The organism is Enterobacter sp. BIDMC 27, assembly GCF_000534415.1.
Taxonomy (GTDB): Bacteria; Pseudomonadota; Gammaproteobacteria; order Enterobacterales; family Enterobacteriaceae; genus Enterobacter; species Enterobacter hormaechei_C.
Genome location: NZ_KI973178.1, coordinates 1,548,269 through 1,567,080, shown reverse-complemented (window position 1 = coordinate 1,567,080; position 18,812 = coordinate 1,548,269). Strand labels below are relative to the sequence as shown.

The following is an 18,812-nucleotide window of genomic DNA, read 5'->3' as shown; positions in this document are numbered from 1 at the left end:
CGTAGGCAGTTAAGCCGGTTCTAAAGCCCAAAAAACTCGCGGGCCGTTAATTCATCTCGCGCGATTTGCGCCTTAAGTTCATCCAGCGAAGCGAATCGCTGTTCATTGCGTATTTTTTTACGCAGTATCACATCTATATGGCGACCATACAGGTCCATTACAACGTCCAGCAGGTGTACTTCTAACTGTTGACGCACACCGGCAACCGTTGGACGTGTGCCAATGTTGGCGACGCCGTAGAAAGGCTTCTCGCCCAGTCCTGCCACTTCCACCGCATAGACCCCTTTAACCGGGGAGACCTGACGACGCAGCGGTATATTCGCCGTCGGGAAACCTATCGTGCGGCCCAGCGCATCGCCATGGACCACGCGACCTGAAATTGTGAACGGGTGACCCAGCAGCGTTTCTGCCGTGTCCAGTTCATCGTTCGCCAGCGCCTGACGTACCGCCGTGCTGCTTACGCGCACGCCGCCCTCACAGAAGGTCATCGTGCTGGTGACGTCAAACCCGTACTCCAGGCCAGCCTTCTGTAATAACAAGAAATCGCCCTGACGACCAGCGCCAAAGCGGAAATCATCGCCCACGGCGAGAAACTGCACGCCAAGCTGCCTGACCAACAGGTCGCTGACAAAATTTTGTGCGGTCAGCGCGGCAAAACGACGGTCGAACCTTACGCACAGGACGTAGTCCACCCCTGACTCCGCCAGGTAGCGTAACTTCTCGCGCAGACGCGTCAGCCGCGCGGGGGATTTCTCGCCTGCAAACAGCTCCAGCGGCTGAGGCTCGAAAATCATCACCACGACGGGCAGGCCTCGCGCCTCGCCTTCTTTACGCAATCCCTGCAACAGCGCCTGATGCCCACGATGCACGCCGTCAAAATTACCAATGGTCAGCACGCACCCGTGCGGGGCTTGACTGAGATTATGTATGCCGCGTATCAGCTTCATGACTGGCTCAAAACAGTGAAAATCGCCAAAGTATACCTTGTACAGCGGTTAAGGTTAACCGGCGATTGTTCACGCTAAACAGAAAGCCGTATGATTTCATCACGCTGACCTTTCGCAGCAAAAAAATCTGCCCGCGAACTGCGATTTTTACGCCGAAAAGCTGTATTCACGAACGACAAGCTGGTAGAATCCTGCGCCATCACTACGTAACGTAGCGTCGCCACATTAACGGCGCTTATTTGCACAAATCCATTGACAAAAGAAGGTATAGAGGGCATATTCCTCGGCCTTTGAATTGTCCACATAGATCATATTTGGGAGTTGGACCTTGGCTAATATCAAATCAGCTAAGAAACGTGCCGTTCAGTCTGAAAAGGCTCGTAAGCACAATGCAAGCCGTCGCTCTATGATGCGTACTTTCATCAAGAAAGTATACGCAGCTATCGAAGCTGGCGACAAAGCTGCAGCGCAGAACGCATTTAACGAAATGCAACCAATCGTGGATCGTCAGGCTGCTAAAGGTCTGATCCACAAAAACAAAGCAGCGCGTCATAAAGCAAACCTGACCGCGCAGATCAACAAACTGGCTTAATCGCCACTTGTTGTTGCTTGTTTGAAAGAACCCGCTTAACGCGGGTTTTTTTATGTCTTCAGATTGCTGGCGGCGTAAACAGCGCCGAATAGTCGCGATTGCAGATTCGCTGCACCGCCGGGTGCTGAATCATCCTTTCGGCGAATATGGCGTGATACTCTTCCATCACGTTATCCACCCTGCCGATCTCGGTTATTTTGTCGTCTGAATAGAGATCGTGCGCGTACAGCGTCGGAGCAACGAAGATAGCGTTATGCGCTTCGCCAAAGGCTTTCATCAGCGCCGCATCGTCGAACTCACCGAGAATTTCTACGTTCAGCCCCTGCGAGTTAAACCAGTTCAGCAGCTTCCGTCCGAGCATGGACCTCCGACCCGGCACCAGCAAGCGGCGCTCTTCCAGGCAGGCAGGAAACGGTTTTTCCGGTGGCGGATTGATGCACCAGAAACTGACGCCGCATTCGCCAATTTTCACCGAGAACAAGCCTTCCTGCTGCGTGGAATCGATAGGGCAATCCGAAATAATCATATCCAGCTTATGCTGGCTCAGCTGTTCCAGCAGCATCTCGTGAGTGGACTCAAAGCAGCGTAAATGGATCTGTTCATCTTCCACCACCGCCGCATCCAGCACGCCACTCACCAGCCGTTTGGACAGCGCATCCGCCACCCCCACGTCAAAAAGCAGGTTCGACTCTTTGCGGTAGTTGACGATGTCCAGCATCTCCTGACTCAGGGTGAACATTTTATCCGCATAGCGGAACACCAGCTCGCCCAACTCACTGGGCTCAATCCCACGGCCCTTGCGCTTGAACAACTTGCCCTGTAACCGCTCTTCCAGGGCTTTGATTTGCCCGGTAATGGTTTGTGGCGTCAGGTAAAGCGCTTCTGCCGCCCCCACGACCGAGCCCTGTTTATAAACGTGCCAGAAGTAATAAAGATGGTTGTAATTCAAATGAGACATCGCGTGTTCTCTCCCTGAGTGTGTATCGGGAGAAGGAGCCCCCTCCTCCCGGTTTTCCGTTATGCCTGGACAGCCTGTCCGGACAATTTCACCTTCAACAAGGTATAACCAATGACTGCGGCCAGTAATGACCCGATGAGAATGCCGAGTTTTGCCCAGACGATAAGCTCAGGCGCGTTTGCGCCAAACGCCAGCGTCGAGATAAAGATCGACATGGTGAATCCAATACCGCACAGCACGCCGACGGCCATAATCTGGCTAAAGGTGGTCCCGTTTGGCAATGACGCCAGCTTCAGCTTCAGCGCCAGCCAGCAGAACAGGCTGATACCCAGCGGCTTACCGATAAACAGACCGGCGATGATACCCAGCGGCAGCACGGAGGTGAGTCCGTCCAGGGTAACCCCGGCCAGGGAAACTCCCGCGTTGGCAAACGCAAACAGCGGCAGGATCATAAAGCCCACCCACGGATGAAGCACATGCTCCAGCTGTCTGGCTGGCGATTTGCCGTCCTGCTCCTTCAGCGGAATAAAGAAGCCAACGATGACGCCCGCCAGCGTGGCATGCACGCCAGACTTCAGCACCGCCGTCCACAGCACCATGCCCACCAGAATATAAATACCCGTACGTCGGACGTTGAAGACGTTCAGCAAGGCCAGCACCACAATAGCCACGGCCGCCACGCTCAGCGACAGAACCGACAGATCGCTGGTGTAGAACAGCGCGATAATCACGATAGCGCCCAGATCATCGATAATCGCCAGCGCCATCAGGAAAATTTTCAGTGCTACCGGGACGCGGCTACCGAGCAAGGCTAAGACCCCGAGCGCAAACGCGATATCCGTTGCGGCCGGGATCGCCCAGCCGTCACGCGCAACCGGATCCTGCCACGCAAACGCGAGAAAGAGCAACGCCGGAACGATCATCCCGCCAATCGCCGCGATCACCGGAAACGCCGCGCGCTGGCGGCTGGCAAGCGAACCGATCACCAGCTCACGTTTAACCTCCAGACCCACCAGCAGGAAGAACACCGCCATCAGCGCATCGTTGATCCACAGCAGCATGTTCTTGTTAATTTCCAGCGCCCCGACTTTCAGCTCGACGGGCGTTTCCAGAAATGCGTGATAGAGATCGCGCGTCATGCCCATATTGGCGAGCAGCATGGCGGCCGCAGCAGCAATAATCAGGATGACGCCGCCGGATGCCTCACTGCTAAAGAAACGGTGTAGTAATTTCACGTTTAAACTCTCTTTTACAACAATACCTCGGTAAAACCATAATATCAGCGCAAAAAGATCGGTAAAAACAGATTAATATTGGGTATATATTCAGTTTAACCGAGGAATAACGCTATAAACAAAAAGCCCGGAATCGCTTCCGGGCTTTAAAGGATAGTAACCAGCTGGCGGGTTAGCGGGTTAAATCGTCGAAGAATTTTTTGACGCCATCGAAGAAGCTTTTGGAGCGCGGGCTGTTTTTCTCACCCGTCGGGCCGCCAAAGCTTTCCTGAAGCTCTTTCAGCAGCTGTTTCTGCTTATCGTTCAGGCCGACCGGCGTTTCCACGACCACGCGGCATAACAGGTCACCCTGCGCGCCACCGCGAACGGATTTAACGCCTTTGCCGCGCATGCGGAACAGCTTCCCGGTCTGGGTTTCGCCAGGGATTTTCAGGTTAACGCGACCGTCCAGCGTCGGCACTTCGATTTCGCCACCCAGCGCCGCCATCGCAAAGTTGATCGGCACTTCACAGTACAGGTTGTTACCTTCACGCTCGAAGATGGCGTGCTGCTTCACCTGAACCTGAACGTACAGATCGCCTGCCGGTGCGCCGTGCTCGCCGGCTTCACCCTCACCAGCCAGACGGATGCGGTCGCCCGTATCCACGCCTGCCGGGATCTTAACGGACAGTGTTTTGGTTTTCTCCACGCGACCGTGACCGTGGCATTTGGTGCACGGATCTTTAATCAGCGTACCGCGACCATGACAGTGCGGACAGGCCTGCTGCACCGCGAAGAAGCCCTGGCGCATCTGCACCTGACCGGAACCGTGACAGGTTGGGCAGGTCTGTGGCTGAGTCCCCGCTTTCGCGCCGCTGCCGTGGCAAACGTCACACTCTTCCAGCGTCGGAATACGGATCTCTTTGGTGACGCCGCGAACCGCTTCTTCAAGCGTCAGCTCCATGTTGTAGCGCAGGTCTGCGCCGCGCGCCGCGCGCTGACGACCACGTCCGCCGCCGAAGATATCGCCAAATACATCACCAAAGATATCGCTGAAATCAGCGCCGCCGCCGAAGCCGCCGCCACCAAATCCACCGCCGCCCATGCCGCCCTGTTCAAAGGCCGCGTGACCGTACTGATCATAGGCCGCACGTTTTTGTGCATCGGTCAGGACTTCGTAGGCTTCTTTAATCTCTTTAAATTTGGCTTCAGCCTCTTTGTCACCCTGATTACGGTCAGGGTGGAATTTCATGGCCAGGCGCTTATACGCCTTTTTGATTTCACGCTCTTCCGCAGTTTTCGGAACGCCTAAAATCTCGTAATAGTCTTGCTTTGCCATTGGTTTTTTTAAGCCCCTTAACATGCGAGCACGGGCGTGGAGAATTCTCCTACGCCCGTGCCGATTACTTACCCTGCATCAGGGCGATTATTTTTTGTCTTTCACTTCTTCGAACTCAGCGTCGACAACATCGTCGTCTTTCGCGTTGTTCTGGGAAGCATCAGCGCCCGCCTGCTGCTGTGCGTGCTGCTGCTGAGCGATTTCCATCAGCTTCTGAGAAACCTGTGCCAGCTCCTGCATCTTCGCTTCGATGTCCGCTTTGTCTTCGCCTTTCAGAGACGTTTCCAGCGCGCTCAGTGCAGTTTCGATCGCAGTTTTGTCTTCCGCTGGCAGTTTATCGCCCGCTTCTTCAACCTGCTTACGGGTGCTGTGCAGCAGATGGTCACCCTGGTTACGGGTCTGAACCAGCTCTTCGAACTTACGGTCGGATTCCGCGTTAGCTTCGGCATCACGAACCATTTTTTCGATTTCCGCTTCGTTCAGGCCAGAAGATGCCTTGATGGTGATCTTCTGCTCTTTACCGCTGTTTTTGTCTTTCGCAGACACGTGCAGGATACCGTCAGCATCGATGTCGAAGGTGACTTCGATCTGTGGCATGCCGCGTGGTGCCGGGTTAATACCGTCCAGGTTGAACTGACCCAGAGATTTGTTATCCGCCGCGCGCTTACGCTCACCCTGAATCACATGGATGGTTACCGCAGACTGGTTGTCTTCAGCGGTAGAGAACACCTGGCTGTGTTTCGTCGGGATAGTGGTGTTTTTGTTGATGAGCGGAGTCATCACGCCACCCATGGTTTCGATACCCAGAGACAGCGGGGTAACGTCCAGCAGCAGTACGTCTTTTACTTCACCCGTCAGAACACCACCCTGAACCGCAGCACCGATAGCAACCGCTTCGTCCGGGTTCACGTCTTTACGTGGCTCTTTACCAAAGAACTCAGCCACTTTCTTCTGAACCATTGGCATACGAGTCTGACCACCTACCAGGATAACGTCCTGAATGTCAGACACGGACAGGCCAGCGTCCTGCAATGCAACTTTCAGTGGCTCGATAGAACGGTTCACCAGGTCTTCTACCAGGCTTTCCAGTTTCGCACGGGTCACTTTGATGTTCATGTGTTTTGGACCGGTCGCGTCTGCGGTGATGTACGGCAGGTTCACGTCGGTCTGCTGAGCGGAAGACAGCTCGATCTTCGCTTTCTCAGCGGCTTCTTTCAGTCGCTGCATGGCCAGCGGGTCGTTACGCAGGTCAATGCCCTGATCTTTCTTGAACTCGTCAACGAGGTAGTTGATCAGACGGGTATCGAAGTCTTCACCACCCAGGTGGGTATCACCATTGGTTGCCAGAACTTCGAAGGTTTTTTCGCCGTCAACGTCGTCGATTTCGATAATAGAGATATCGAAGGTACCACCACCCAGGTCGTAAACCGCGATAGTACGGTTGCCAACTTCTTTATCCAGACCGTAAGCCAGTGCTGCTGCGGTTGGTTCGTTGATGATACGTTTTACTTCCAGACCTGCGATACGGCCAGCATCTTTGGTTGCCTGACGCTGAGCATCGTTGAAGTAAGCAGGTACGGTGATAACAGCTTCAGTTACCGGCTCACCCAGGTAATCTTCCGCGGTTTTCTTCATTTTCTTCAGCACTTCAGCAGAGATCTGCGGAGGTGCCGTTTTGGTGCCTTTCACATCAAGCCATGCATCGCCGTTATCGGCTGCGATGATTTTGTAAGGCATGATGGAAACGTCACGCTGAACTTCTTCGTCCTGGAAGCGGCGGCCAATCAGGCGTTTGATCGCAAACAGGGTGTTTTGCGGGTTTGTCACGGCCTGACGTTTAGCCGGCTGACCAACCAGAGTTTCACCATCCTGGGTATAAGCAATGATAGAAGGCGTGGTGCGATCGCCCTCGGCGTTCTCCAGCACACGTGCAGTAGTGCCATCCATAATCGCTACACAAGAGTTGGTAGTACCCAGGTCGATACCAATAATTTTACCCATCTAAACGTCTCCACTAAAAATTCAGTCAACATGTGGTTGTGTACCTGTAATAAGGGCAGAACGTGCTTTTTCAACTGCCCAGATTTGATTTTTTTCAGGTCCACACACTGCGGTTGCTTACAAGATGGGGTCACAACAGCATCCATCAAGGGGGAAGGATAAAAAATTTTTTAATTTCACCCCGGTGAGATCATAGACGGCGTCGATGCCGCCCATTATGATGCCGCGCCCCGTCAGGTAGAACTGGCGCGGGTTTAACCATTTCACCATATTAATGATGATTTTTTTGAGGACTTATGGGCAACACTAAGTTGGCTAATCCGGCTCCGCTGGGCCTGATGGGTTTTGGCATGACCACCATTCTGCTGAACCTGCACAATATCGGGATGTTCCCGATGGACGGCATTATCCTGGCGATGGGCATTTTTTACGGCGGTATCGCACAGATCTTTGCGGGCCTGCTGGAATATAAGAAAGGCAACACCTTCGGCTTAACCGCATTTACCTCTTACGGTTCCTTCTGGCTGACTCTGGTCGCAATTCTGCTGATGCCTAAAATGGGCCTGGCAGAGGCGGCAAACGCCCATTTCCTGGGCGTGTACCTGGGACTGTGGGGCGTGTTCACCCTGTTCATGTTCTTCGGTACCCTTAAGGCGAACCGCGCACTGCAATTCGTCTTCCTGAGCCTGACCGTACTGTTCGCTCTGCTGGCCATCGGTCACCTGGCGGATAACGAAGGCATCGTTCACGTTGCCGGCTGGGTAGGTCTGGTTTGCGGCGCAAGCGCAATCTACCTGGCCATGGGTGAAGTGCTGAACGAGCAGTTCGACCGCACCATTCTACCGATTGGTGAAAAACACTGATCCCTCTGTCGTGCCCGCGTCGCGGGCACGACGTCCTTCTGACTGGCGAAGCCACACCCCCAAAACCAGTCCCATCAGCGATAACGCCAGCACGTACCACGCAGGTGCAAGGGGTGACACCCCCATCAACACCGTCACCACAATCGGGGTCAGCCCACCGAAAATGGCATACGAGACATTATAAGAGAAAGAGATCCCAGTGAAGCGTACCTCCGGCGGGAAGGCGCGGACCATTACGTACGGTACGGCGCCAACGACGCCCACGCACAGCCCGACGACACCGTACAGCAGGAACAGCTGTTCAGGATGGGTGCCCGCAAGATGATAAAATGCCCAGCTCGACGCGGCCAGAAGCAAACTGCCGACAATAAAGGTCGCGCTTGCGCCGAAACGATCCGCCGCCAGCCCGGCGGCCAGACAACCAAAGCAGAGCATAATTGTCGCGATACTGTTCGCCTGTAACGTCACGGCAGGCGCAAAACCGTACTGTTTTTGCAGCCAGACCGGTGACATCAAAATGACCACCACGATCCCCGCAGACAGCAGCCAGGTCAGAAGCATCGACACCACTACCGCTTTTTTATGCCGCACTACTACGGTTTTCACCGGCAGTTCTTGCGCCAGCGCCTTCCGCTGCTGCATTTCCAGAAATATTGGCGTCTCCTGCAACCAGCGTCGCAGGTACATTGCCACCAGCCCAAACGCCCCGCCCAGCAGGAACGGTATACGCCAGCCCCAGTCGTGAACGGCCTGTTGCGTCATGCTGGTATTGATGATGGTTGCAACCACGGAGCCAAGCAGGATCCCGATCGTCAGCCCTGCGGTCAGCGTTCCGCACGCAATGCCGATGCGGCGCACCGGGACGTGCTCAGCGACAAACACCCAGGCGCCCGGCACTTCCCCGCCGATGGCCGCGCCCTGGAGAATACGCATCAGCAGCAGCAATAACGGGGCGATAATGCCCATCGACTCATAGGTGGGCAAAAGCCCAATCGCCAGCGTCGGCACGGCCATAAGCAGGATGCTGAGGGTAAACATCTTCTTGCGCCCGACCAGATCGCCAAAGTGCGCCATGACAATGCCGCCCAGCGGACGCGCCAGATAGCCGGCAGCGAAAATGCCGAAGGTTTGTACCTGACGCAGCCATTCCGGAATATCCGCCGGGAAAAACAGCGCCCCCACAACGGCGGCGAAGAAGACAAAGATGATGAAGTCGTAAAACTCCAGCGCGCCGCCCAGGGCAGCGAGCGTGAGGGTTTTGTAGTCCTGTCGATTCAGAGGTCGGGTGTTATGTGACATAGCGAACCATTGTGCATGTGTTGTGGATTATTTTTTACAGCAATCGTAAAGAAAAAATTACTATATCGTAAATCCATTTACACGCTACCGCGGCTGGCGCTAATGTCACATTTTAAAGAATTTCAGGAGATTGTTTCGCGGCGAGCGCTTTTAGGGCGAAATGCTGCTACCACGTTGCCGTCAGTTTCCACATACGGACCGTCAAGCAGTTGTATACAATACGGTACACTTGCAAAGATACCGTGGACGATAACGCTGCCGTCCTCGGCTTTTACCCCTTCCAACGTCTCTTTTATCGACTTCGGCTGCCCCGGCAGGTTCAGGATCAGCGCCTGTTTGCGGATCACCCCGACCTGACGGGAAAGAATGGCCGTCGGGACAAAGTGTAGACTGATCTGGCGCATCTGCTCACCGAAGCCCGGCATTTCACGATCGGCGATAGCCAGCGTCGCGTCCGGCGTTACATCGCGGCGCGCGGGGCCGGTTCCGCCCGTCGTCAGCACCAGGTGGCAGCTCATCTCATCCACCAGTTCACACAGGGTTTGCTCGATGATCGGCTGCTCGTCCGGGATCAGGCGAGTCTGGATCTCAAACGGGGTAGTGAGCGCGCTGCCCAGCCACGCTTCCAGAGCAGGGATGCCTTTATCCTGATAAACACCGCTGGAGGCGCGGTCAGAAATCGACACTAAGCCGATGCGTAAGGTATTCATATCCATTCCATTCAAAAAGTACTGATTAAAGGGAATGATACACGCAGAGAGAAAATTCAGACAGAGGCGGGGGAAAGACGCGTGACCGGGAACCCGGTCACGCAGAATGATTACAGCAGGTCGCCGATCATTTTTTCCAGTTTTTCCTGGTCGATAGCAAACTTACGGATACCGTCCGCCAGTTTATCTACGGCCATTGGATCCTGGTTGTGCTGCCACAGGAACTCGGACTCGGTGATGCGCTCAGGGCGTGCTTTCACTTCGCCGGTGTAGGACAGTTTACGCTCGATAGCACCTTCGCTTTCTGCCAGCTCTTTCAGCAGCGCAGGAGCGATGGTCAGGCGGTCACAGCCAGCCAGCTCGATGATTTCGCCGACGTTACGGAAGCTTGCGCCCATAACAACGGTCTCATAGCCGTGCTGTTTGTAGTATTCGTAGATTTCAGTCACTGAAATCACGCCTGGATCTTCAGACGCCGCGTACTCTTTCTTGTCGGTGTTGGCTTTGTACCAGTCCAGAATACGGCCCACGAACGGAGAAATCAGGTATACGCCAGCTTCGGCACATGCACGCGCCTGCGCGAAGGAGAACAGCAGAGTCAGGTTACAGTTGATGCCTTCTTTTTCCAGCTGCTCAGCAGCGCGGATGCCCTGCCAGGTAGACGCCAGTTTGATCAGGATACGGTCATTGCTGATGCCCGCATCGTTGTACAGTTTGATCAGGCGTTTTGCTTTTGCGATAGACGCTTCGGTGTCGTAGGACAGGCGAGCATCAACTTCGGTAGAGATACGGCCAGGAACGAGCTTCAGGATTTCCAGACCGATGTTCACTGCCAGTTTGTCAGTAGCATCCACAACCTGCTGCGCGCGGTCATTGCTCTGTGCTTTTGCCCAGGTCACCGCCTCGTCGATCAGTTTGCGATACTCAGGGATCTGCGCGGCGTTAAGGATCAGAGAAGGGTTGGTTGTGGCATCCTGCGGCTGGTACAGCTTCATTGCCGCGATATCTCCGGTGTCAGCGACGACAGTGGTGAACTGACGAAGGGAGGTCAATTTATCCGTCATGATAGTGTTTCTCTTTTAACGTGCCCTGGATAATTCACACTACCGACAGCTTGCCAGCAGCGGAAAAATGACAGGTTTACTTGTTAGGGGGATGTAACCGGTCTGCCCTGATGATAACACGAGTGAGAGGCAGCGCAACCGCAGACAGTGCGCTTAGGCAGAGTATGATAAACTCAGAATATTAACAGGCTGCTAAGTAACAGCATGCACAATCAGTGGTAGCGCTTACATATTCACTTTGGCATCAACAAGAGGGACGTTAGTGCCTGATTTCTTTTTCTTTATCAACGAAGTCCTCTGGGGTTCGATCATGATATACCTGCTTTCAGGAGCAGGTATCTGGTTTACGTGGCGCAGCGGTCTGATTCAGTTTCGCTATATCCGCAAATTTGGCAGAAGTCTGAAAAACAGCGTCACCCCACAGCCGGGCGGCCTGACCTCGTTTCAGGCGCTCTGTACCAGCCTGGCCGCGCGCGTCGGCAGCGGTAACCTGGCCGGTGTCGCGCTGGCGATCGGCGCGGGCGGTCCGGGCGCGGTATTCTGGATGTGGGTGACGGCGATTATCGGTATGGCCACCTCCTTTGCTGAATGCTCGCTTGCGCAACTCTACAAAGAAAAAGACGGCAAAGGTCAGTTTCGCGGCGGTCCCGCCTGGTATATGGCTCGCGGGCTGGGAATGCGCTGGATGGGCGTTCTGTTCTCGATCTTTTTGCTGATTGCCTATGGCCTTATTTTCAATACCGTTCAGGCAAATTCCGTCGCCCACGCGCTGCGCTTTGCCTTCAATTGTCCGGAGTGGCTGACAGGCGGCGCGCTTGCCCTTCTCACCCTGCTGACCATTGTGACCGGGCTCAAAGGGGTTGCCCGCCTGATGCAGTGGCTGGTTCCACTGATGGCGCTGCTGTGGGTGTCCACCAGCCTGATGGTATGCGCGATACATATCGATGAGGTGCCGAACGTCATCGTCACCATTTTCCAAAGCGCGTTCGGCTGGCGCGAAGCGGCTTCCGGCGCGCTGGGTTACACCCTTAGCCAGGCACTCACGGCGGGTTTTCAGCGGGGTATGTTCTCCAACGAAGCGGGAATGGGCTCCACGCCGAATGCCGCCGCAGCGGCCGCATCCTGGCCTCCGCATCCCGCCGCGCAGGGCATTGTACAGATGATTGGCGTCTTCACAGACACCATTGTTATCTGCTCCGCCAGCGCGATGATAATGCTGCTGGCCGGTGCCGCTGAACAACCGTCCGGTAGTACGGCAGGCATTCATTGGGTACAACAGGCGCTGGTCTCCCTCGTCGGCGGCTGGGGCGCGGGCCTTGTCGCACTTGTCGTGGGACTTTTTGCCTTTAGTTCCATTGCGGTGAACTATATCTATGCCGAAAACAACCTTATCTTCCTGAAAGTTGACTCGCGTCTGGCCCGCAACATCCTTCGCGCGGGCGTGCTGGCGATGGTGTTTGTAGGTTGCCTGCTCAGCATGCCGATGATCTGGCAAATAGCGGACGTCATTATGGCGCTGATGGCCATCACGAACCTGACGGCCATTTTGCTGCTTTCACCGGTTGTGGCGCTGATCGCGCGCGATTATCTGCGTCAGCGCAAGCTCGGCGTACAGCCCGTCTTTGACGCCTCACGCTATCCCGAAATCGAGTCACAAATTGCCCCTGGCACCTGGGATGATTTGCCGCGGCAATAACAGCTATCGATCAATTCAGGGCGATTTTTTGCTAAAGTCGCTCTAAATTTCCTGCAAGGACTGGATATGCTGATTCTGATTTCACCTGCCAAAACGCTCGACTACCAGAGCCCGCTCGCCACTGAGCGTTATACCCAGCCGGAATTGCTGGACTACTCGCAACAGCTGATCCACGAGGCGCGTAAGCTTTCGGCTCCGCAAATCGCTTCGCTGATGAGCATCAGCGATAAACTCGCCGACCTGAATGCCACCCGTTTTCATGAGTGGCAGCCTGACTTCACGCCCGCCAACGCCCGCCAGGCGCTGTTGGCCTTCAAAGGTGACGTCTACACTGGCCTGCAAGCAGAAACGTTTAGCGAAGCCGATTTCGATTTTGCCCAGCTGCATCTGCGCATGTTATCCGGCCTGTACGGGGTGCTGCGACCGCTGGATCTGATGCAACCGTATCGTCTGGAGATGGGTATCCGCCTGGAAAACGCTAAAGGTAAAGATCTGTACCAGTTCTGGGGCGATGTCATTACCGACAAGCTTAACGCGGCGCTGCAAGCCCAGGGGGACAACGTGGTGATCAACCTGGCCTCCGATGAGTACTTCAAATCGGTGAAGCCGAAGAAGCTGGATGCGGACATTATCAAGCCGGTATTCCTCGACGAGAAAAACGGCAAATTTAAAGTGATCAGCTTCTACGCCAAAAAAGCGCGCGGTCTGATGAGCCGCTTCATCATTCAAAACCGTCTGACGAAGCCAGAGCAGCTCACTGGCTTTAACAGTGAAGGGTATTTTTTCGACGAGGCATCGTCAGGAAAAAACGAGCTGGTGTTTAAGCGTCACGAGCAATAAAAAGACAACCCCGCCAGCTGGCGGGGTTTGTGTTAATGGTGCTTCCGGTCCGGGCCCGGGCGACGATCGTCATGACGGTGGTGATCGTCACGATCGCGATGTTCATCGTGCGGACGCCAGTGGTTATCGCGCCAGTCATAGTGCGCTTTCCACCAGTCATGGTCGCGCCAGCGGCCGCCATCCCAGTAGTGCCCGTTATTATCCCGATCGCCAATTTGCAGTTTTACCGCTGGCACGAGGGTGATCTCAGCTGCCTGCACCGCCATGGGAGCGACCAGCATCAGTGAAAGCGCGATAAGTGCAGGTTTCAGTGTAGACATAGGTGACTCCTTATTCTTCTTGCCCAACGTGGGCCGATGTAAGGAGAGTACGTGATGGGGACGGGGGATGTTATTCTCTGCAATCCTAAACGCTAAGTGACCGCATTTATTGGGAATTTCTGCTTTTTTCCTGCTGTTTTTCTCCTTAATTTCTTCACAAAAAAGCCGGGTGGCGCTGCGCTTACCCGGCCTACGATGAGTTCGCCGTTGTAGGCCCGGTAAGGCGAAGCCGCCACCGGGCAGCACAATCACGCTCGGGTCATCATCAGCTTACGCAGCGCGGCAAAGTCTGCGGGCAGCTCATGAGACAGCAGCGGCAGGTCGGCGCGCTCGGCCAGCTCTTTTGGTAGCGGCAGCGTTTCCCCCAAGATCGCTTCCACGCTCTCTTTGAACTTGGCCGGATGGGCGGTGCCGAGGAACAGACCATACTCACCCGGTTGAAGCTGATCGCGCAGGGCACGATAGGCAATCGCCGCATGCGGCTCAGAGGTATAGCCCACCGCTTTCAGCTCGCGCATGGTGGCTTTCGTGGTTTCGTCCGTCACCGCTGCGTAGCCCAGATCGCCCAGACGCCAGACCTTACGGCGGAACAGCTCTTCCACACGCGGCCAGTTGTTAGGCTGTGACACATCCATCGCATTGGAGAGCGTGGCCTGCGTCGCGTTCGGCGCCCATTTTCCGTCCTTCAGGAAACGCGGCACGGTGTCGTTGGCGTTGGTGGCGGCGATAAAGCGCTTCACCGGCAGGCCGAGTGATTTCGCCAGCAGGCCTGCCGTCAGGTCGCCGAAGTTCCCACTTGGCACGGAAACCACCAGCTGATTGCGCGCGTCCTGCGGCAGCTGCGCCACCGCTTCGAAGTAGTAGCAGATCTGCGCCAGCAGACGGCTGATGTTGATGGAGTTGGCAGAGTTCAGCCCCAGCGCCGCCTTCAGCTCTTCGTCATCGAAGGCCTGCTTCACTAGCGCCTGACAGGCATCGAAATCGCCGTCGATCGCCACGGTTTCAATGTTGCCCCCAAGGGTGCAGAACAGTTTTTCCTGAAGCGGGCTGATTTTGCCTTTCGGATAGAGGATCACCACGCGGACGTTTTTCAGGCCGTAGAACGCATGGGCCACCGCCGCTCCGGTATCGCCTGAAGTCGCGGTAAGAATGGTCACCGGTTTGTCGCCGCTGATGTGGGTCAGCATCTGCGCCATAAAGCGACCGCCGAAATCTTTGAACGCCAGCGTCGGACCGTGGAACAGCTCCAGACAACCAACGTCAGGCTCCACCTGCTTCACCGGCGCCGGGAAAGCAAACGCCGCACGCACGCGTTCTTCGAGCAGCTCCTGCGGGATTTCGTCGCCGATAAAGGCAGACAGAATTTTGGTGCTGCGGGTGACAAAGTCCTGCTTCAGCAGCTCATCGATTTCGGTCAGCTGAAATTCCGGCAGGTCGTGGGGGAAGAACAGCCCCTGATTTTTGCCAAGCCCCTGCGTTACCGCCTGCGCGAAGCTGACCTGCTCGTTATGATCTTTAAGGTTGTAGAGTTTCATTCGTTATCCCAGTACTCGTGCGCCAGCCGTGTCCAGACGGCAAATATGAACAAAGCCTTCCTGATTTTGCAGGTAGTGTTTAGAGAGCCAGTCCGCCACGCGCTGCGCGGTGTCTGGCTTGTCGCATAAGGCGAACAGCGTCGGGCCGGAGCCGGAGATGCCGCACGCCTGTGCGCCGATATCCATGGATGCCTGTCGCGCTTCGTTAAAGCCCGGCAGCAGCTTCGTGCGATACGGCTCGGCAATGACGTCTTTCATCAGTTTCGCCGCCAGCTGCGGCTGACGGGTGTAGCAGGCGTGAATAAAGCCCGCCAGATGACGCCCGTGGGCGATACAGTCCTGACGACGATACTGCGCTGGCAGGATCGCACGCGCTTCGGCGGTAGACACTTTAATGCCCGGATAGGCCAGCACCCACAGCCACTCATCAAACCCTGGCACCTGCTGGCTGATGATGCCATTTTCTTCAATCATCAGCTGCATGCCGCCAAGGAAGCACGGCGCCACGTTATCATAATGAATGCTGCCGGAGATGCGCCCTTCCAGCTCGCCCATCAGCGCCAGCAGACGGCTGTTGTTCAGCGGCTTGCCGCAATGCTCATTCATCGCCACCAGCGCGGCGACCACCGAGCAGGCGCTCGAGCCCAGCCCCGAACCAATCGGCATGCTCTTTTCCAGCGTCATGGCGACCGGCACGTTTTTGCCGATCTCCTGACAGAAGCGTTCCCAGCACTGATAAACGATATTCTCGCGCGGTTCAGACGGCAGCTTACTGGCGAAGCGGCCGATGTTATTCAGACTGAAGCGCTCTGCCGCCTCAACCGTAACCGTATCGCCCAGCAGCGAACCGTCCACCGGCGTGACCGCCGCGCCCAGCACGTCAAATCCGACGCTCATATTGGCGCTGGAAGCCGGGGCATATACTTTAACCATCTTAAACTCCTAACTTCCATGACAGGGTACGCAGCAGATCGGCAAACACGCCTGCCGCCGTCACATCATTCCCTGCGCCATAGCCGCGAAGCACCAGCGGCAGTGGCTGATAATAATGGCTGTAGAACGCCAGGGCGTTCTCGCCGTTTTTCACCTTGTACAGCGGATCGTTGCCATCCACTTCGGCAATCTTCACCCGGCAGACGCCGTCTTCTTCAATGTTGCCAACATAGCGCAATACCTTACCTTCATCACGGGCTTTCGCAACGCGTGCGGCAAAGGCGTCGTCAAGCTGCGGCAACCTGGCCATAAAGGCGCTGACGTCACCGCTGTCATCAAATTCTGCTGGCAGCACCGGCTCAATCACGATATCCGAAAGCTCCAGCTCGCGGCCAGTTTCGCGCGCCAGGATCAGCAGCTTACGCGCCACGTCCATGCCGGAGAGGTCGTCGCGCGGATCCGGCTCGGTGTAGCCCAGCTCGCGCGCGGCGCGGGTGGCTTCCGACAAGCTCATCCCTTCGTCCAGCTTGCCGAAGATAAACGACAGGGAGCCGGAGAGGATGCCGGAGAAACGCTGTAGTTCGTCGCCCGCGTTCAGCAGGTTTTGCAGGTTCTCGATGACCGGCAGGCCCGCGCCCACGTTGGTGTCATACAGAAACTTACGGCGCGACTTACTCGCCGCCAGCCGCAGCTGGTGATAGTAATCCATCGACGAGGTGTTGGCCTTTTTGTTTGGCGTCACCACGTGGAACCCTTCGCGCAGGAAGTCGGCGTACTGATCGGCCACCGCCTGGCTGGAGGTACAGTCAACAATCACCGGGTTAAGCAGGTGATATTCTTTCACCAGGCGGATCAGGCGGCCCAGGTTAAATGGCTCTTTCGCCTCTTCCAGCTCCGCCTGCCAGTTTTCCAGATTCAGACCGTGGACGTTAGTCAGCAACGCTTTCGAGTTCGCAATGCCGCAAACGCGCAAATCGATATGTTTCTTCTTAAGCCACTCCTGCTGGCGCTTCACCTGCTCCAGCAGCGCGCCACCGACACCACCGACGCCCACCAGGAACAGCTCAATCACCTGGTCGGTGTTGAACAGCATCTGATGCACCACGCGCACGCCGGTAGTGGCGTCATCGTTATCCACGACAACGGAAATGGAACGCTCTGATGAGCCCTGGGCAATCGCCACGATATTGATATTAGCCCGCGCCAGCGCGGCAAAGAATTTGGCGGAGATACCGCGCAGGGTGCGCATGCCGTCGCCGACCACCGAGATAATCGCCAGACGCTCCTGAATCGAGAGCGGCTCCAGCAGCTCTTCTTTCAGCTCCAGATAGAACTCTTCTTCCAGCGCGCGACGGGCACGCAGGCAATCACCCTGCGGAACGCAGAAGCTGATGCTGTATTCGGAAGAAGACTGCGTGATCAGCACCACGGAGATCCCGTTGCGGGACATAGCGGCAAAGACGCGTGCCGCCATGCCGACCATGCCCTTCATCCCCGGGCCGGAGACGCTGAACATCGCCATGTTATTGAGGTTAGAAATGCCTTTCACCGGCAGGTCATCTTCATCCGCGCTGGCGCCAATCAGCGTGCCCGGCGCCTGAGGGTTACCGGTATTCTTAATCAGGCAGGGGATTTGGAACTGGGCAATCGGGGAGATGGTACGCGGGTGAAGAACTTTAGCGCCGAAGTAGGAAAGCTCCATCGCTTCCTGGTACGACATCGACTTCAGCAGCCTGGCGTCCGGCACCTGGCGCGGATCGCAGGTATAAACGCCGTCGACGTCAGTCCAGATCTCACAGCAGTCTGCGCGTAAACAGGCGGCCAGCACGGCGGCGGAGTAGTCAGAGCCGTTACGCCCCAGCACCACCAGTTCGCCCTTCTCGTTACCGGCGGTAAAGCCTGCCATCAGGATCATATGGTCAGACGGGATTTTGCTCGCCGCAATACGGCGTGTCGACTCGGCAATGTCGACGGTGGATTCAAGGTAGTGGCCCACAGCCAGCAGTTTTTCAACCGGATCGATGACCGTCACGTGGTGACCGCGCGCTTCCAGCACGCCAGCCATGATGGCGATAGAGAGTTTTTCACCCCGGCAAATCAGCGCCGCGTTGATGCTGTCCGGACACTGACCAAGCAGGCTGATACCGTGAAGAACGTGTTTAATCTGGGCAAATTCAAGTTCAACGGTGCTTTTCAGCTGCGCCAGCGGGAAACCAGGCTGGGCGTCGGCCAGCCCCTGAAGCAGATCGGCAAAGATACGCTCGGCGTCGCTGATGTTCGGTAGTGCATCCTGACCACCGATGGTTTTTTCAATCATCGCCACCAGGTGGTTCGTGATTTTGGCCGGGGCAGAGAGCACGGTGGCAACCTGCCCCTGCCTGGCGTTGCTTTCCAGGATATCGGCAACACGCAGAAAACGTTCTGCATTTGCCACTGACGTACCGCCGAACTTCAACACTCGCATGGTTCTACCTCATTTCCTTTAGCCGAAAAAAAAGCCC

General features: G+C 55.9%; 16 protein-coding genes, 1 pseudogene and 1 other annotated feature (1 of these 18 cut by a window edge). Of the genes and pseudogenes, 4 read left to right on the top strand and 13 right to left on the bottom strand.

The annotated features are described in order from the left end of the window. Positions 1-20 precede the first annotated feature (20 nt). A complete protein-coding gene (gene ribF / locus L463_RS15080; RefSeq protein ID WP_003856456.1) occupies positions 21-947 on the bottom strand; it encodes a bifunctional riboflavin kinase/FAD synthetase in 927 nt (308 codons plus the stop codon). A gap of 7 nt (positions 948-954) precedes the next feature. Beyond that, positions 955-1,160: pseudogene (locus L463_RS24560) on the bottom strand (DUF2575 domain-containing protein); the annotation flags it as partial. Between the two features lie 115 nt (positions 1,161-1,275). On the opposite strand from L463_RS24560, the gene rpsT reads away from it, so the two are divergent. After that, entirely contained in the window at positions 1,276-1,539 is a 264-nt protein-coding gene (rpsT, locus tag L463_RS15085; protein WP_003856458.1) for a 30S ribosomal protein S20, read from the top strand. A gap of 58 nt (positions 1,540-1,597) precedes the next feature. On the opposite strand, the gene nhaR is transcribed toward rpsT, so the two are convergent. The 4 genes from nhaR to dnaK form a co-directional block, all read right to left on the bottom strand. After that, on the bottom strand, positions 1,598-2,497 hold the full coding sequence (nhaR, locus tag L463_RS15090) for a transcriptional activator NhaR (RefSeq protein ID WP_003856462.1): 900 nt from the start codon (positions 2,495-2,497) through the stop codon (positions 1,598-1,600). A gap of 59 nt (positions 2,498-2,556) precedes the next feature. Further along, the gene (nhaA, locus tag L463_RS15095; protein WP_017383817.1) at positions 2,557-3,732 is read right to left on the bottom strand and encodes a Na+/H+ antiporter NhaA; all 1,176 of its coding nucleotides are present in this window, start codon (positions 3,730-3,732) and stop codon (positions 2,557-2,559) included. A 172-nt stretch (positions 3,733-3,904) separates the two neighbouring features. Then, positions 3,905-5,050, bottom strand: coding sequence for a molecular chaperone DnaJ (dnaJ, locus tag L463_RS15100; RefSeq protein WP_014830600.1), 1,146 nt, complete (start codon positions 5,048-5,050; stop codon positions 3,905-3,907). A gap of 87 nt (positions 5,051-5,137) precedes the next feature. Then, the gene (gene dnaK, locus L463_RS15105) at positions 5,138-7,051 is read right to left on the bottom strand and encodes a molecular chaperone DnaK (RefSeq protein WP_006810169.1); all 1,914 of its coding nucleotides are present in this window, start codon (positions 7,049-7,051) and stop codon (positions 5,138-5,140) included. Between the two features lie 296 nt (positions 7,052-7,347). Here dnaK and satP point away from each other — a divergent pair, with 296 nt between their 5' ends. After that, positions 7,348-7,914, top strand: a complete 567-nt coding sequence (gene satP, locus L463_RS15110; protein WP_003856474.1) for an acetate uptake transporter — start codon at positions 7,348-7,350, stop codon at positions 7,912-7,914. Here satP and L463_RS15115 read toward each other — a convergent pair. The 3 genes from L463_RS15115 to tal all read right to left on the bottom strand — a co-directional run bounded on the left by L463_RS15115 (position 7,891) and on the right by tal (position 10,987). Beyond that, positions 7,891-9,213 (bottom strand): MFS transporter, encoded by a 1,323-nt coding sequence (locus L463_RS15115; protein WP_023295901.1) that lies wholly within the window; start codon positions 9,211-9,213, stop codon positions 7,891-7,893. The two genes, satP and L463_RS15115, sit on opposite strands and share 24 nt — an antisense overlap. Positions 9,214-9,335: 122 nt before the next feature. Continuing rightward, positions 9,336-9,923: a molybdopterin adenylyltransferase gene (gene mog, locus L463_RS15120; protein ID WP_003856479.1), complete on the bottom strand. Its 588-nt coding sequence runs from the start codon at positions 9,921-9,923 to the stop codon at positions 9,336-9,338. 110 nt (positions 9,924-10,033) lie between these two features. Continuing rightward, complete coding sequence (gene tal, locus L463_RS15125; RefSeq protein ID WP_003856481.1) at positions 10,034-10,987, bottom strand: transaldolase; 954 nt, start codon at positions 10,985-10,987, stop codon at positions 10,034-10,036. A gap of 262 nt (positions 10,988-11,249) precedes the next feature. On the opposite strand from tal, the gene L463_RS15130 reads away from it, so the two are divergent. Both L463_RS15130 and yaaA read left to right on the top strand, forming a co-directional pair. Beyond that, positions 11,250-12,683, top strand: coding sequence for an alanine/glycine:cation symporter family protein (locus L463_RS15130; RefSeq protein WP_017383821.1), 1,434 nt, complete (start codon positions 11,250-11,252; stop codon positions 12,681-12,683). Positions 12,684-12,749: 66 nt separating this feature from the next. Next, complete coding sequence (gene yaaA / locus L463_RS15135; protein WP_015572628.1) at positions 12,750-13,523, top strand: peroxide stress protein YaaA; 774 nt, start codon at positions 12,750-12,752, stop codon at positions 13,521-13,523. A 32-nt stretch (positions 13,524-13,555) separates the two neighbouring features. On the opposite strand, the gene L463_RS15140 is transcribed toward yaaA, so the two are convergent. The 4 genes from L463_RS15140 to thrA all read right to left on the bottom strand — a co-directional run bounded on the left by L463_RS15140 (position 13,556) and on the right by thrA (position 18,775). Beyond that, positions 13,556-13,843 carry a DUF2502 domain-containing protein gene (locus L463_RS15140; RefSeq protein WP_015572627.1) on the bottom strand — a complete coding sequence of 96 codons (288 nt, stop codon included), beginning with the start codon at positions 13,841-13,843 and terminating at the stop codon, positions 13,556-13,558. A gap of 248 nt (positions 13,844-14,091) precedes the next feature. Further along, positions 14,092-15,378, bottom strand: coding sequence for a threonine synthase (gene thrC, locus L463_RS15145; protein WP_003856490.1), 1,287 nt, complete (start codon positions 15,376-15,378; stop codon positions 14,092-14,094). A gap of 3 nt (positions 15,379-15,381) precedes the next feature. Then, entirely contained in the window at positions 15,382-16,311 is a 930-nt protein-coding gene (gene thrB / locus L463_RS15150; RefSeq protein ID WP_022650380.1) for a homoserine kinase, read from the bottom strand. 1 nt (position 16,312) lies between these two features. Next, a complete protein-coding gene (gene thrA / locus L463_RS15155; protein ID WP_023295899.1) occupies positions 16,313-18,775 on the bottom strand; it encodes a bifunctional aspartate kinase/homoserine dehydrogenase I in 2,463 nt (820 codons plus the stop codon). Positions 18,776-18,799: 24 nt separating this feature from the next. Beyond that, positions 18,800-18,812, bottom strand: a sequence feature (Thr leader region); it runs 105 nt beyond the window's last position.